Origin of the sequence: Nonomuraea sp. NPDC049504, from assembly GCF_040676845.1 — a bacterium.
GTDB classification, from domain to species: Bacteria; Actinomycetota; Actinomycetes; order Streptosporangiales; family Streptosporangiaceae; genus Nonomuraea; species Nonomuraea salmonea.
Genome location: NZ_JBFAPT010000005.1, coordinates 300,885 through 313,660, shown reverse-complemented (window position 1 = coordinate 313,660; position 12,776 = coordinate 300,885). Strand labels below are relative to the sequence as shown.

14 protein-coding genes and 1 tRNA gene are annotated in these 12,776 nt (G+C 69.3%); 8 read left to right on the top strand and 7 right to left on the bottom strand.

What is annotated here, in order from left to right; translation table 11 throughout:
- Nucleotides 1-723 (top strand): DUF3566 domain-containing protein, encoded by a 723-nt coding sequence (locus AB0K28_RS12945; protein ID WP_345393166.1) that lies wholly within the window; start codon nt 1-3, stop codon nt 721-723.
- Between the two features lie 126 nt (nt 724-849).
- Nucleotides 850-923, top strand: a tRNA-Ile gene (locus AB0K28_RS12940).
- Nucleotides 924-1,660: 737 nt separating this feature from the next.
- On the opposite strand, the gene AB0K28_RS12935 is transcribed toward AB0K28_RS12940, so the two are convergent.
- On the bottom strand, nt 1,661-2,218 hold the full coding sequence (locus AB0K28_RS12935; protein ID WP_345393169.1) for a GNAT family protein: 558 nt from the start codon (nt 2,216-2,218) through the stop codon (nt 1,661-1,663).
- A gap of 134 nt (nt 2,219-2,352) precedes the next feature.
- Here AB0K28_RS12935 and AB0K28_RS12930 point away from each other — a divergent pair, with 134 nt between their 5' ends.
- From AB0K28_RS12930 to AB0K28_RS12915, 4 genes are all read left to right on the top strand, one after another.
- Entirely contained in the window at nt 2,353-3,396 is a 1,044-nt protein-coding gene (locus AB0K28_RS12930; protein ID WP_364368685.1) for a DUF418 domain-containing protein, read from the top strand.
- A gap of 83 nt (nt 3,397-3,479) precedes the next feature.
- Nucleotides 3,480-3,662, top strand: a complete 183-nt coding sequence (locus AB0K28_RS12925; protein WP_364368682.1) for a hypothetical protein — start codon at nt 3,480-3,482, stop codon at nt 3,660-3,662.
- Nucleotides 3,637-4,179, top strand: coding sequence for a GNAT family N-acetyltransferase (locus AB0K28_RS12920; protein WP_364368679.1), 543 nt, complete (start codon nt 3,637-3,639; stop codon nt 4,177-4,179). The genes AB0K28_RS12925 and AB0K28_RS12920 overlap by 26 nt, the downstream gene beginning before the upstream one ends.
- A gap of 5 nt (nt 4,180-4,184) precedes the next feature.
- On the top strand, nt 4,185-5,030 hold the full coding sequence (locus AB0K28_RS12915) for a hypothetical protein (RefSeq protein ID WP_364368676.1): 846 nt from the start codon (nt 4,185-4,187) through the stop codon (nt 5,028-5,030).
- Nucleotides 5,031-5,073: 43 nt separating this feature from the next.
- Here the strand turns inward: AB0K28_RS12915 and AB0K28_RS12910 are convergent, their stop codons facing one another.
- Together AB0K28_RS12910 and AB0K28_RS12905 are read right to left on the bottom strand one after the other, a co-directional pair.
- Nucleotides 5,074-5,994: a GNAT family N-acetyltransferase gene (locus AB0K28_RS12910; RefSeq protein ID WP_364368673.1), complete on the bottom strand. Its 921-nt coding sequence runs from the start codon at nt 5,992-5,994 to the stop codon at nt 5,074-5,076.
- Between the two features lie 173 nt (nt 5,995-6,167).
- A complete protein-coding gene (locus tag AB0K28_RS12905; RefSeq protein ID WP_364368670.1) occupies nt 6,168-6,740 on the bottom strand; it encodes a hypothetical protein in 573 nt (190 codons plus the stop codon).
- A gap of 74 nt (nt 6,741-6,814) precedes the next feature.
- Here AB0K28_RS12905 and AB0K28_RS12900 point away from each other — a divergent pair, with 74 nt between their 5' ends.
- Complete coding sequence (locus AB0K28_RS12900) at nt 6,815-7,540, top strand: hypothetical protein (protein ID WP_364368667.1); 726 nt, start codon at nt 6,815-6,817, stop codon at nt 7,538-7,540.
- A 493-nt stretch (nt 7,541-8,033) separates the two neighbouring features.
- Here AB0K28_RS12900 and AB0K28_RS12895 read toward each other — a convergent pair whose 3' ends face one another.
- On the bottom strand, nt 8,034-8,654 hold the full coding sequence (locus AB0K28_RS12895; protein WP_345393190.1) for an FMN-binding negative transcriptional regulator: 621 nt from the start codon (nt 8,652-8,654) through the stop codon (nt 8,034-8,036).
- Nucleotides 8,655-8,688: 34 nt separating this feature from the next.
- On the opposite strand from AB0K28_RS12895, the gene AB0K28_RS12890 reads away from it, so the two are divergent.
- Nucleotides 8,689-10,017 (top strand): aminotransferase class I/II-fold pyridoxal phosphate-dependent enzyme, encoded by a 1,329-nt coding sequence (locus tag AB0K28_RS12890; protein ID WP_364368664.1) that lies wholly within the window; start codon nt 8,689-8,691, stop codon nt 10,015-10,017.
- 159 nt (nt 10,018-10,176) lie between these two features.
- Here the strand turns inward: AB0K28_RS12890 and AB0K28_RS12885 are convergent, their stop codons facing one another.
- The 3 genes from AB0K28_RS12885 to AB0K28_RS12875 form a co-directional block, all read right to left on the bottom strand.
- Nucleotides 10,177-11,403, bottom strand: coding sequence for a Dyp-type peroxidase (locus AB0K28_RS12885; RefSeq protein ID WP_364368661.1), 1,227 nt, complete (start codon nt 11,401-11,403; stop codon nt 10,177-10,179).
- Entirely contained in the window at nt 11,400-11,924 is a 525-nt protein-coding gene (locus AB0K28_RS12880) for a copper chaperone PCu(A)C (RefSeq protein ID WP_345393196.1), read from the bottom strand. Before AB0K28_RS12880 ends, AB0K28_RS12885 begins: the two co-directional genes overlap by 4 nt.
- Nucleotides 11,925-12,020: 96 nt before the next feature.
- Entirely contained in the window at nt 12,021-12,575 is a 555-nt protein-coding gene (locus AB0K28_RS12875) for an MFS transporter (RefSeq protein ID WP_364368658.1), read from the bottom strand.
- Nucleotides 12,576-12,776: the final 201 nt, after the last annotated feature.

The window sequence follows — 12,776 nt, the reverse complement described above, 5'->3', positions numbered from 1 at the left end:
ATGAGCGCCCAGGGTGGCACCGCCAGGACCACGGCGGCTTCGGGTAACGGACAGCAGCCGAAGAAGCCCACAGAAACCGAGATCTTCAACGCGGTGGACGACGGCAAGGACACCTCGCCCGCACAGGGCAGGCCCAGGCCGGGCCAGGAGGACAACAAGCCCTCCCAGCCGCAACAGTCACACCAGGCGGGCCCGATGAGCCCGCCCGCGTCTGCCGGCCCTCAGGGCGGGCAGACGGAGAACAACGACACCGTGCGCCTGCGCCCGTCGCTGGCCACGGAGGCCCCACCGGCCGTCGAGCTGCCCAAGAAGAAGTCGTCGTCCAACTCGTCGGGAGGTCGGCTCCCCCGCAAGGCCCACCTGGTCCTGCGCCGCGTCGAGCCGTGGTCGGCCATGAAGTTCAGCTTCGTGGTCTCCCTGGTCTGCTTCGTGGTGCTGTTCGTGGCGGTCGCCGTGCTGTACGGCGTGCTGTCGGCCCTGGGCGTGTTCGACTCGATCGTCGACCTGGTCAACCAGCTCGGCAAGGGCGAGCAGGGCCAGAGCTCCATCCCGATTGACATCGCCTCCTGGTTCGAGCCCGTACGCATCCTCGGCTACACGGCTCTGATCGGGGCGGTCAACGTCGTCCTGATCACGGCGCTGGCCACCCTGGGTGCGGTCATCTACAACATCGCCTCCGATCTGGTGGGCGGCGTCGAGGTGACGTTCAGCGAGGCCGAGTAGGGTTTTTGCTCGCGTCGTGCGCCCACGTACGGCGCGAGCAGCCCGCCGGACACGGTAAGCTTTACCTCGTCCCGAACAACCGGTTCGCCTCTGTGCGGCGGATGCGATAACGTTCGGGGTGCGAGCGGGGCTATAGCTCAGACGGTTAGAGCGCTTCCCTGATAAGGAAGAGGTCCCAGGTTCAAGTCCTGGTAGCCCCACCCAGATGACCAGCCAAGAAGAGTCGCTTTCTAACTAGGAAGCGGCTCTTTTTCGCATCGTGGGAGAATTTGGGAGACGACCTCGGACGCGGTGCCCTCCCGCCACTTCGCCAGTTCCCGGTCGAGCAGCGGGATCGCGCTGTACCGCGCGCCGGCTTGGGCCCGTACGCCGCGATTGCCAGTACTCCAGTGACACTTCACGATCATGGCTGGTTCCGTCCTGGCAGTGGCGGCTACCCCGCGTACCGACGACAGACCACGCCCATACCGCTGCTCCCTAAGCTCACGGTCCATGGGTCAGCCCCGGTGGCCACAAGCGTGGCGCCGGGTGCCGCGACACCCATGCTGCCCAGCGGAAGGATTCGCCGCGCAGAGTGTGGCAGTTGCACTTGCGTGGCCTCGGAGAAAGGTGTTCGGTGAGACGAGTTCTGGCGGTAGCCGCACTGGTAGCGGCAACCAGCATGACGCTTTTTGCCAGCGCGACCCCGGCGAGCGCGAATACGAGGGTGGCCTTCTACTCCTCGTGGGACGCTTGCAAGAGTGCCGAGAAGGTTTTGCAAGTGGTATTCGTCTGGAGGGACTACTACTGCGCCTTCGCCCCGAAGGGATATGAGTTGTGGTGGCGGTAAGTCTTTGGGTCCGTCGGGTGCTCGATTGATGGTGTGAGCTCACGAGACGCCATCACCAACGCTCCGCCATCCGATTTCCGGAGAGCGGCCATTCTGCTGTATGCGTGCTTATCCGCGTGACGGTCGCCACTCTCGCCTGAGCAAGCCGTACACCCATGAGTCGGACACATCGCCGTTCACGATGCAGTTCTCGCGCAACGTCCCTTCGCGTGCGAATCCGATCTTCTCCAGGACGCGGGCGGACGCTTCGTTGCGCGTGTCGGTCTCGGCCTGCACCCGGTTGAGATCCAGGGTGTCGAAGGCCCATCCCAGCAAGGCGTGGGCGGCCTCTGTCGCGTAGCCGTGGCCCCACATCTTCTCGTCGAGGCAGTAGCCCAGCGACGCGCTGCGGAAGTCCGGGTCCCAGTCGATCAGGCCGCACCAGCCGACGAAGGCCCCGTCAGAAGTACGGTCGATGGCCACCCGGGCGTCGGTGCCTGAGTCCGCCCTCTTGCGGCACAACTCGATGAAGCGCTTGGCGCGGGCCCTGTCGGTCCACGGCGGGGCGTCCCAGTAGCGCATGACGTAGGCGCTGCTGTGCATCGCGAAGAGGGGCTCGGCGTCGGCGTCAGAGAAGGGGCGCAGTCGCAGGCGGGCGGTGTCCAGGGTGGGGATGGCCAAGGTCATGCGTACATCCTGGCGTTTTGAGGGCGTCCGGGAAACCGAATTTCCGGGGGCCCCGCCCGGTCGAAAGTGCTGGTCCTGGACGGCACTTTCGACCGATGCCGCTCTTGGGGTGTGGTCCCGCAGACTTGGGGCTCATGTCAGAGAGAAGACGGCGTATCGACGCGCTTGATGTGATCCGCGGGTTCGCGCTCTGCGGGATCCTGCTGGCCAATGTGGGACCGATCTCCAACATCAGCGGCAAGGTCGAGCCGGCCGGTCCTGGCGACTGGACGGGGTACGTCGTTGATCACCGGTTCTTCCCCATCTTCGCCGTTCTGTTCGGGATGGGGTTCGCGCTGCTGCTGGAGTCGGCCGAGGGTCGTACGGCGAGTCCGCGGCTGCTCCTGGTGCGCCGACTGGTCGTGTTGCTCGTGATCGGCCTTCTGCACATGTTCCTGGTCTGGCCGGGGGACGTGCTCGCCATCTACGCGGCCTCCGGGCTGGTGTTCCTGCTGCCGTCGACCTGGCTGCCGCGGTGGACGGTCGCGGGCCTCGCCGCTGTGATCCTCGTGGCGTCCCTGTCCGTCACCGACGGCTACCTGCTCGCCCCGGGCCTGCTGCTGGCGGGCGCCGCACTGGTCAGGTTCGGCGTGATCGACCGGATCGAGCGGTCCGTGAAGGGGACGGCCATCACGGGCGCGCTGCTCGCGGCGGCCGCGGCACCGGTGCTGGCGGCGCAGGTCGTCATGCCAACGAACGGTCCCGTCGGCCGGGCCGGCGGTGTCGTGACGGCGGTCGCCGGCATGCTGATCGGCGGGGTGTACGTGTGCGTGCTGCTGCTCCTGCTCAGGACGCCGCTGCGGGCGGCGCTGCACGCGCTCTTCGCGCCGCTGGGGAAGATGGCGCTGACGAACTATCTCACCGCCTCGATCCTGGTGCTGGCCGTGGCGCACCTGCACGGTCGTCCGCAGGACTGGACGCAGCCCGTGCTCCTGGCGGTCGCGATCGGGGTGCTGGCCGCGCAGTGGGTGTTCTCCACATTCTGGCTGCGGCATTACCGGTACGGGCCGCTCGAATGGTTGTGGCGCTGGGCCACGTGGGGGCGCCGTCCGGCCATTGGACGTTCGCACAATTCTGGACGGACCATCACCGCAGGCCCCGGCTCAGGCGGGGTCGACTCGATCCACATCAAGAAGTAACGACGCCACCGCGCGGCCGGCGTTCCGGGTACGTCGGCCGTACGTATCCCCCGAGATGGCGATCATGGTTCAGGATGGCTCCTGTGACTGAGCGCGATTTATTCGCCTATGCGTTGGTGGCCGGGGGCGTCTCGCTGGCCGTGGCCGTCCTCGCGGTGGTCTTCGGGGGGACGGCGTTCGCGAGCGCGTGTGCTCTGATAGGCATCGGGTTCATGGTCGGGGCGCTGGCCCTGGCCGTCTATGAGCAGCGCGACAAGGGGGCCTGACGGGGTGGTCATCAGGGATGCCGTGAGCCAGGACTGGGACGGGATCTATCCGTTCTATGCGGCGATCATGGCGGAAGGGCGGACATTTCCGTTTCCTGAGCGGCAGAGCCTCGAAGAGGCGCGGCCGTGGTGGATGGAGCAGCCGCCCGGCAAGACCGTCGTCGCGGTCGATGACGACGGCGTGATCGTGGGGTCGGCCAAGATGGGGCCCAACCGGCCTGGGCGGGGGTCGCATGTGGCCACGGCGTCGTTCATCGTGGATCCGGCGCATCAGGGCAAGGGGATCGGGCGGGCGCTGGGGGAGTATGTGATCGACTGGTGCCTCAGCCGGAGATTTCGTGGCATCCAGTTCAATGCGGTGGTTGAGAGTAATCGGGCGGCTGTCCAGCTCTATCGGTCGCTGGGGTTCGAGGTCATCGGCACCGTGCCCGAGGCGTTCGATCATCCGGATGAGGGGCTCGTCGGGCTGCATGTGATGTATCTGCGGCTGAACCCCGCCGCAGGCTCGTACGTCTGAAGGGCATGCGATGTCTTGCCCTTCTCGGTCTCGTCGTGCTGACCGCCTGCGGGAGCACAACGGCTTTCAGCGAGCCGGCCACGTACGCGGCCGGGTCCGTCACCGTGCTGGAGAGTCCCGAGCACGGGCCGCAGCTGTGCGACGTGGTGGCCGAGTCGCTGCCGCCCCAGTGCACGGGGCCGGACGTCGTGGGCTGGGACTGGGCGAAGGTGGAGCACGAGAGCGCCGGCGGGACGAGGTGGGGCCGCTACAAGGTGACCGGCACCTGGGACGGCTCCCGGCTGACCCTGACCGAGGCGCCAGGAAAAGCGGTCGAGGTCAAGGCCGAGGAGCCGCGGTTCGACAGCCCCTGTCCGGCTCCTACGGGTGGCTGGCGGCCGGTCGATCCCGCCAAGGCGACGCAGGCCGCGCTGGAGAAGACCCAGCAGCGGCTGCAGAACGAGGAGGCCGTGGGCGGGGTGTGGCTGGACCAGAGCTACCTGGAGTCGATTCCGGGCTACGACGACAGCAAGCGCGAGTGGTCAGAGAAGTACGCCAACGACCCCACGCGGCTGGTGCTGAACGTGAAATTCACCGGCGACCTGGCCGGCCGGGAGGCGTGGGTGCGGGAGAGTTGGGGCGGCGCGCTCTGCGTCAGCCAGGCTCGGCGCAGCGAGGAGTCGTTGCGGCAGGTCCAGGAGGGCCTCGGTGAGGATCTCGGCCAGGCGTTCCTGTCGTCCTCGGTCGATGTGATGAAGGAGCAGGTCCTCGTCGGCGTCTGGGTGGCCGACGAGGACGTGCAGGAGCGACTGGACGACAAGTACGGGGCGGGCGTCGTACGGCTGGATGGGGTGTTGCAGCCGGTCGGCTAACGGCAGGCAGCCGGGCGACCCGGTCGGCCGACTTCCCCGATGCCTAGTCGGGCCAGGTCATGTTGATCGAGCGTTCGAAGTTGACGTAACCGGCCCTTGCGAACGCCTGCGCCATCGGGGTGTTGCCGAGGTCGGTGGCGGCGCGGATGCGGGGGACGTGCTCCGCGGCGAGGATGCGGGTGCCCTCGGCGAGGAGGTCGTCGATGTAACCGTTGCCGCGGTGTGCGGGCAGGACGGCGATGTAGCCGATGATCGCGTTGTAGTCGTTGCGGCCGGGGGTGACGAAACCGACCGGTTCGCCGCCGGGCAGCGTCGCGACCCGCCACCACGCTCGGGGGCTGGTGTAGCGGGCGATCTCGTCCTCGTAGTGCCTGATGGCGGCCTCGCGGGGGGACATGTGGGTCAGATCGTCCCTGCCGTGGGCGTCGAGCGTGCCGTCGAGCACCTCGGTCATCAGGTCGAGCAGCTCGTTCTCGTCGCGGACCGGCCGGAAGCTCAGGCGCCCCGACGGCTCAGGGATCGGCGTGCCTGGCCGCCAATCGAGGCGCAGGCGTTCGACGAACAGGCGGGCGCCGGTGCTCTCCAGCACGGCCATGCGGTCCTCGACGGCACGTCTGTCGGTCTCGCGCCAGTCGGGTGGGACGAAGCGGAGGTATTCCGGTGGTTTGCCGCCTGCGGGGAGCGTCTCGGCCATGGCGGTGCGCAGCAGGCGTACGGCGACGTCGACGGCGCCTTCTTCGAGGTCGAGGATGTCGAGCAGGAAGGGGTCGTCGTCCTTGTCGCGGCCCCACCAGGCGAGCCTGGCGAGCAGGCGGTCGCCGCGCAGCGCCATCCACATCCAGCTCGGATGGCGGCGGCCGGCGGCGAGGTCGTCGGCCAGCTCGTGGTTGAGGGTGTAGGGGTGCCGGTTGAAGAGGTCGAGCTCTTCCAAGCCGGTGATCGGGCGAATGGTCAGGTCTTGCACGGTCTAGGCACTCTCCGGTGGAAGGCGCCTGGCCGCTCCGGGGCTCAGCGGTGGTCGGAGCCCCGGGAGGGCACAAGCGCGATGAACGTGGGCTTCATGGGCTTATCCCTCCTCTCTGTGTCGTCTGGGTGGTTTCTATCGGGCTCGCCGGTGGGACCGCAAACGGTTTTCGGTCAGCACGTGTTCGGCTGCCGGGTGGTGCCGGGCGGTGCGGTGGAGCCGAACAGGCTCGTCGAGCCCCATGCCCTGATGAGCTCGGCGGGTACGGGCGCGGCGCAGACGCGGGCGTCGAAGCGGCCTCGGTAGGTCCAGGGGGAGTCGCCGCGGGCCGTCCAGTAGTGCTGGCCGTCGCGGAGGGCGACGGCGTGGAACTCGTCCTCCTGCGGGGTCTCGCCGAAGATCATGCCCAGGTAGACGATGGCGTCGTCCACAGGGACGCCGGTGGTGGCGAGCTGGGTGCGGGTCGCCGGGGAGAGGGTCAGCGGGATGGCGGAGCCGGCGGGGAGGCGGTCGTCCAGCGAGTCGTCGTACTCGGCGTTCTCCGGGTCCACGGTCTGCGCCGGGGTGGTCTGCGCCGGGGTGGTCTGCGCCGGGATGGTCTGTGCTGGAGTGGTCTGTGCTGGGGTGGGTGTCGCCTGTGGGGGCTGCAGGAGCACCGTGAAGGTGGCGGCCACGGCGGCGACGAAGGTGCTGAGCAGGCCCAGGACCAGTAACAGGGCGCTGCGTGGCCTTGATCGGTCGCTCACTGACGCTTTGTACCACGGTTCTAGGATTTTTGATCTGAATCCCGGCTATGGGAGCTGTGGGTAACGTGCCGGCGGTGAGGAAACAGAGGAGAAGCGCGCGGTCCGTCGCCGTCGTGGGGGCGGCGGCGGCCGTGATGCTCGGCGGGATGGCGGCGCCCGCGCAGGCGGCCGAGAACTATGGGCAGTACTCCCGGTTCGGCGAGCGCAGCGCCGGTCAGCACTGGGCGGACGGGCAGGTCGCGGGGCAGTGGACGTGGAAGCCGCTGTCGTCCACGACGTCCGAGATCAGCTGGGGTGACCCGAAGAAGTGGCCGCCGGCGTACGGGGAGAAGTTCGTCCACAGCGGTGACTGGCTGATGCTGGACGGGTGGCGGGACAACGGGACGTACTACACCCTGCGCGTCACCAAGGAGCAGATCGGCGACGCCACATGTGGAAATCTGCGGACTCTCGCCACGTCCGGGCGTCAGCACTACGTCAAGTGGGGCATCTCCTCCCAGGGCTACTGCTTGAAGGCGTGGGGGACGATCACCGAGAAGTCGTCGGGGAAGGTGGTCGACTTCGGGCACACCCAGATCTGGTCGCCGCCCGCGCCCTGCTCGAACCGCTACCTGGGCAATCAGACCTGCATCAAGCAGTGGGAGTCCTGGTGGGACAACAACGGCAGCCCGGGCAAGCCGATCGCGCGGAAGCTCGAACGGGATCAGTACATCGCCCGCGGTAAGGGGATGGCTTTCAAGATCCACCAGTATTTCCCGAAGGAGTGGAAGTCGGAGGCCAAGTCGTACTGGACCTGGTGACGGGGGGCTGTGGACGGCGGGTGGGGGCCGGCTTCTCGGGGCCGGGACCTGCCCGCCGTCTTTTGGGTTCCGGGGGTGGTCGGGGCGGTGTTCATCCACAGGTTGAGGGGCGCGGTGGATGACGGCCTGGTCCGACTGTCAGAGGTGGGGACGGGGGGTAATTTGCGGCGTTATGTACTAGTGACTTTTCCGGTGTGGTATGGCCGGTCCTGGGGTGTTGGGCAGCGGCTGGGCGATGGTCGGCCCGGCCGGTTGATGGCGGCTCTGAGCTGGGAAAACGTGGATCTCCGCTGGTCGGCGCGGGGGTGGCTGCTCAGGGGGTGCGGAAGGCTCCCCTGGAGGCTGTGGGCGGGGTCCGCGCGCGGGGGTTCTGCGGGCTGTGGATAACCGTCCTCGGCGAGGTCGCTCGGACGGGTTATCCACAGGGGGCATTGGTTATCCACAGATTGTGGGTCGGCGGCTTTCCGGCGTCGCGCAGCGGCCATGATGCCCGTCAGGAGGTGCGGCGACGATGTTGCTGAGCGAGGACGGCGGAGTCGCCGGGAAGGTCACGGGCGGCCAGGCCGGCGGCCACCCGGTCGCGGAGGTCAGCGGGCTTGTGGTCGTCATATTTGAACTTCGCGCGTACGCCGGTCACGCGCAGTCGCAGGCCGCGCACGGCGGACAACTGCTTGTGGTACGGGCCCGCGTCGGGCGCGATCTCCCCGTGGTCGCCGGCGGGCTGGTGGTGGGCGAGCTGGCGGCGCAGGATGTCGGCCTTGCCCTCCTTGTCGTCCACGATCTCGGCCTGGCAGATGAGCTGGACGGAGGCGTAATAGCTGGTGGGCACGCCGGTCTCGGGGGAGTCGGAGCGCCAGCCGGTCGGGATGTAGGCGTAGTCGTCATAGACGCTGACCACCGCCGCCGGGTTGGCCTCCAGGGCCTGCCAGATCGGGTTGGGGCGGGCCAGGTGGAGCAGCACGTGGTCGTGGCCGTCGTACAGGAAGTGGGTGGGCACGACGACCGGGGGATCGCCGTCCACGCCGTTGACGGCGATCTGGCCGAAATCTCGGGCGCTGAGCCAGGTGCGCCATTCGTCGTCGGTTCTCGCGGCGTCCCAGGGGTGAATCAACATGCCCGCCTCTTTGTATTAGTACATAATAGGCATTGTGTCAGAAACATACCTGATCGGCGGTACGACGGCCAGCGAGATCGCGGCGGGGGTCGAGGTGGCGGTGTCCGAGGGGCGGCTGCCTCCTGGGGCGACGCTGCCACCGGTGCGCGAGGTGGCCGCCATGGCAGGAGTCAGCCCTGGCACGGCGGCGGCCGCGTACCGGCTGCTGCGCGAGCGCGGCGTCATCGAGACGGCCGGGCGGCGCGGCACGCGGGTCAGGGCGCGGCCGGCGACCATGCTCAGGGAGGAGATCCGGGTCGAGGTGCCGCCGGGGGTGCGCGATCTGTCCCAGGGCAACCCCGATGCCCGTCTCCTGCCGCCGCTGCACGACGCCCTGGCCGCCGCCGCGCGGGCGCACGAGGAGCGGCCCGCCATGTACGGCACCGGCGACGACGACGAGCTGCTGGCGCTGGCGGGTGCGGGCTTGCGGGCCGATGGGGTGCCTTCCGGGCCGCTGGCCGTCACCTCGGGCACTCTCGACGCCGTCGAACGCGTGCTCGCCGGGCACCTGCGGCCTGGCGACGCCATCGCGGTCGAGGACCCGGGGTGGACGGCGCTGCTCGACCTCGTCGCCGTGCTGGGGTTGCGTCCTGTGCCGGTGCGGGTGGATGACGATGGGCCCGTCCCTGACGAGTTGGGGCGAGCGTTGCGTGGCGGCGTGCGGGCGGTGGTGGTCACTGCTCGGGCGCAGAATCCGACCGGTGCCGCCGTGACCTCCGCGCGGGCGGTGGAGTTGCGTGCGGTGCTGGGCTCTTATCCGGAGGTGTTGCTGATCGAGGACGACCATGGGGCCGGGTTCGTGGACGTGCCGCTGCATCCGCTGGCCGGGGCCACGGCTCGGTGGGTGCTGCTGCGGTCCACGGCCAAGGCGTTCGGGCCCGACCTGCGGCTCGCGCTGGTCACCGGCGACCCTGTCACGCTGGGGCGGCTGCGGGGGCGGCAGCGGTTGGCCGCCGGGTGGGTGAGTCACCTGCTGCAACGTACGGTCGCGTACCTGTGGCGTACGCATGCGGTGGATCCTACGGCGGTGGCGGCGTCTTATGGGCGGCGGCGGGACGGGCTGGTCGGCGCGCTCGGGCGGCGTGGCATCGCGGCGCACGGGCGGAGCGGGCTGAACGTGTGGATTCCCGTCGCCGACGAGTCCACCGCCATCACCCGGTTGCTTGCTCGGGGGTGGGCTTGTGCGCCTGGGGCTCGCAATCGCGTCGCTGCTCCGCCGGCGTTGCGGCTCACTGTCTCGACGTTGGAGGTGGAGGAGCTTGAGCCGCTCGCCGACGCCTTGGCGGCTGCCCTGATGCCGGTCGGGGGTGGGCGGTACGGGTGAGTGCGGTACAGGTGAGTGCGGGCGCGAGTTGAGGTGGAAAGGGGCCTGATTCGTCCACAGTGGGGTGGAAGGGAGCCGAGTTTGTCCACAGGGTGTGAGAACATGCGTCGCCCTGAGGCGTGAGGGCCCTCGCTTTTGCGGCGAGGGCCCTCACGGTGGTCAGGTCAGGAGCGGCTCGCCGATCCAGGTGCCGGGGGTGCAGCCTGGTGGGATGGCGAAGACTGCCGACCCGATCGTGGTGATCCACTCGTTGAGCAGGTCGCCTTCGGCCAGCATCCGCTGGATCGGGACGAACTGCTGGTCGATGTCCGCCTGGTACGACGCGAACAGCAGCCCCGAGTCCGGCTTGCCCTCAGGGGTCAGGCCGTCGTCGTAGTTGTACGGACGCCGCAGCAGCCGCAGCGCCGGGTCGGCCACGTGAGCGCGCCTGATGTGGGCGTACTCCGAGATGACCGGGAAGCCGAGCCGGTTCTTCCGGGCGTAGTCAGGTTCGTCCCGTTCGGTGGTGCCGGTGAGCGGGGCGCCGGTGTCGAGCCTGCGGCCGATGGTGAACTCCCTGGCCGTACGGTCGACGGCGTCCCACGTCTCCAGCGCCATCCGGATCCTGCGCAGCACCAGCGTGGTGCCGCCGGTCAGCGGGCCCTGGCTGATCCAGACGGCTTCGTCCAGGTCAGTGGCGTTGCCGGTGCCCTCGATCTGGCCCATCAGGTTGCGCCGGGTCGCGGAACGGAAGCCGCGTTGCGCCCACCGTACGCGGGCGAACGACCGTGCGTCCTTCACGAGCATCCGTACGGCGTGCGCGACCGTCACGTTGTCGTCCGCGCACACCTGCACCAGCAGGTCTCCCCCGCTCCACCGCTCGTCCAGGCGATCGGTGGTGAAGCGGGGCAGCGGTGACACCGGCGGTTCCGTCCCGGCCGCCTTGAACAGCCCTGGCCCGAAGCCGAAGGTGCAGGTCAGGCGGGCTGGGTTCGCGGCCAGTTCGGGTTCGGTGTCGGCGAGCGCCGGACGTCCCTGGGTGAGGCGGACGGCGTCGTCGGTGAGGAGCTTGAGCAGGCGTACGAGGGCCTCCTTGCGGGTGTCCGGCAGCAGGTCGAAGCCGAGGAAGACGGCGTGCGCCTGCGGCTCCGTCGCCACGCCTGCCTGGTGGGGGCCGTGGAAGGGCTCGGTACGTGACGCTGTCGTCCCGGCCGCAACGCCCTGGGCGGGCGTACCGGCCCGATCGATGCCGGTCGCGACCGTGCCCGCGCGGGTGGACGTGCCGGCGGACGGTGCGGACTGCGGGGCGGCGGGCGTACCGGGCTGATCGGTGGCTGGGGCGCAGCCCACCAGGGCGCCGGCCGCTGTGACGGCGCCTCCGGTGAGCAGGCCGCGGCGGCTGATCACTTGTGCCCCGGCTGGTAGTCCTCCTCGCCGCCGGCGAAGTCCTTGCCGACGGCCGTGAACTCCAGCGGCTGCCCGCCCTGCACCTGCAGCGTGAACGGGATCTGCGCGCCGGGCAGGACCTCCTTGGTGACGTCCATCAGCATGATGTGGTCGCCGCCCGGCTCGAGGAGGTGGGTGCCGCGGGCGGGCACCACGAACCCGCCCTCCTTGGGACGCATGACCATCTTGCCGTCGTTCTCCACCACCTCGTGCAGCTCGATCGCCGAGGAGAGGGATGAGGTGCCGGAGACGATGGTGATCGGCTGGTCGGTGTCGTTGACCAGCGTCCCGAATGCGGCGGTCATCCCCTTCTTGGTGGTCTTCACCCAGGGGTCGGTGATGCTCAGCCCACCGGTCGCGGCGACGGCGGACGTGGACGTGGCCGGTGAGGCGGCCGGAGCGGTCGGTTCCGCGGTGGGGGAGCCGCAGGCGGTCAGCGCCACGACGGTGGCCGCGAGCACGAGGACATGACGAGAGAACATGGGAAGGCCTTTCTCCGCCCGGCATGCCGAAGCAGACCCTGCCGGGCGTGGTGGGTCGTCAGATGAAGGGGACGTACGTCGTGCCCGACCGGCAGGTCAGGCGGTGACGACGCGCGGCGGGCCCCTTCGGCTGACGACGTACCGCAGGACGGCCGAGCGCAGGATGAGCGGCTCGGTCGTGGCCGGCGGCGTGAAGAAAGGCGTGACGAGCAGGGGCAGCCACAGGACCAGCAGCCGTATGGCCAGCCGGCGCAGCAACCCCCAGAGCGCGGCCTCACCGCGCGCCAGCCACAACGCGGTCAGCCCGACGGCCCAGCCGTGGGTGATCAGCATGCCGAGACTCGGTACGAGCCCAGAGTGCAGGTGGTCGGCCAGGTGGTGCGGGTCAGCGGGGCCATCCGGTGGGAGGACGGCGTGGGAGAGCGAGAACATCAGGTGCAGCAGCACCTGCAGGCCGGCCAGGAGCGGCAGGATCACCGCCAGCGACCGCTCGCGTCCGGCCAGCGGGTACGCCGCCGCGAACGCCAACGCGAACGCCCCCACTCCGGCCTCCGCCGGCACGGTGGCACCGCCGAGCATGTGCGCCGCCGCGCCCAGCCCCAGACACACTGCGGCGAACACCGCGGTGCGGGCCAGACGGAACGGCGTCATGCGCCTAGCATTCCACGCCATGCGGGCGGTCCGGACCCCGATCCCGCTTCACGTGAAACCACCATCTTTCCCGCCGATGCGGGCGGTCTGGGGGGCGATCCGGGTTCACGTGAAACCACTGTCTCTCCCGCCGATGCGGGCGCTCTGGGGGATCCCGCTTTACGTGACACCACCGTCTCTCCTGCCGATGCGGGCGGTGTG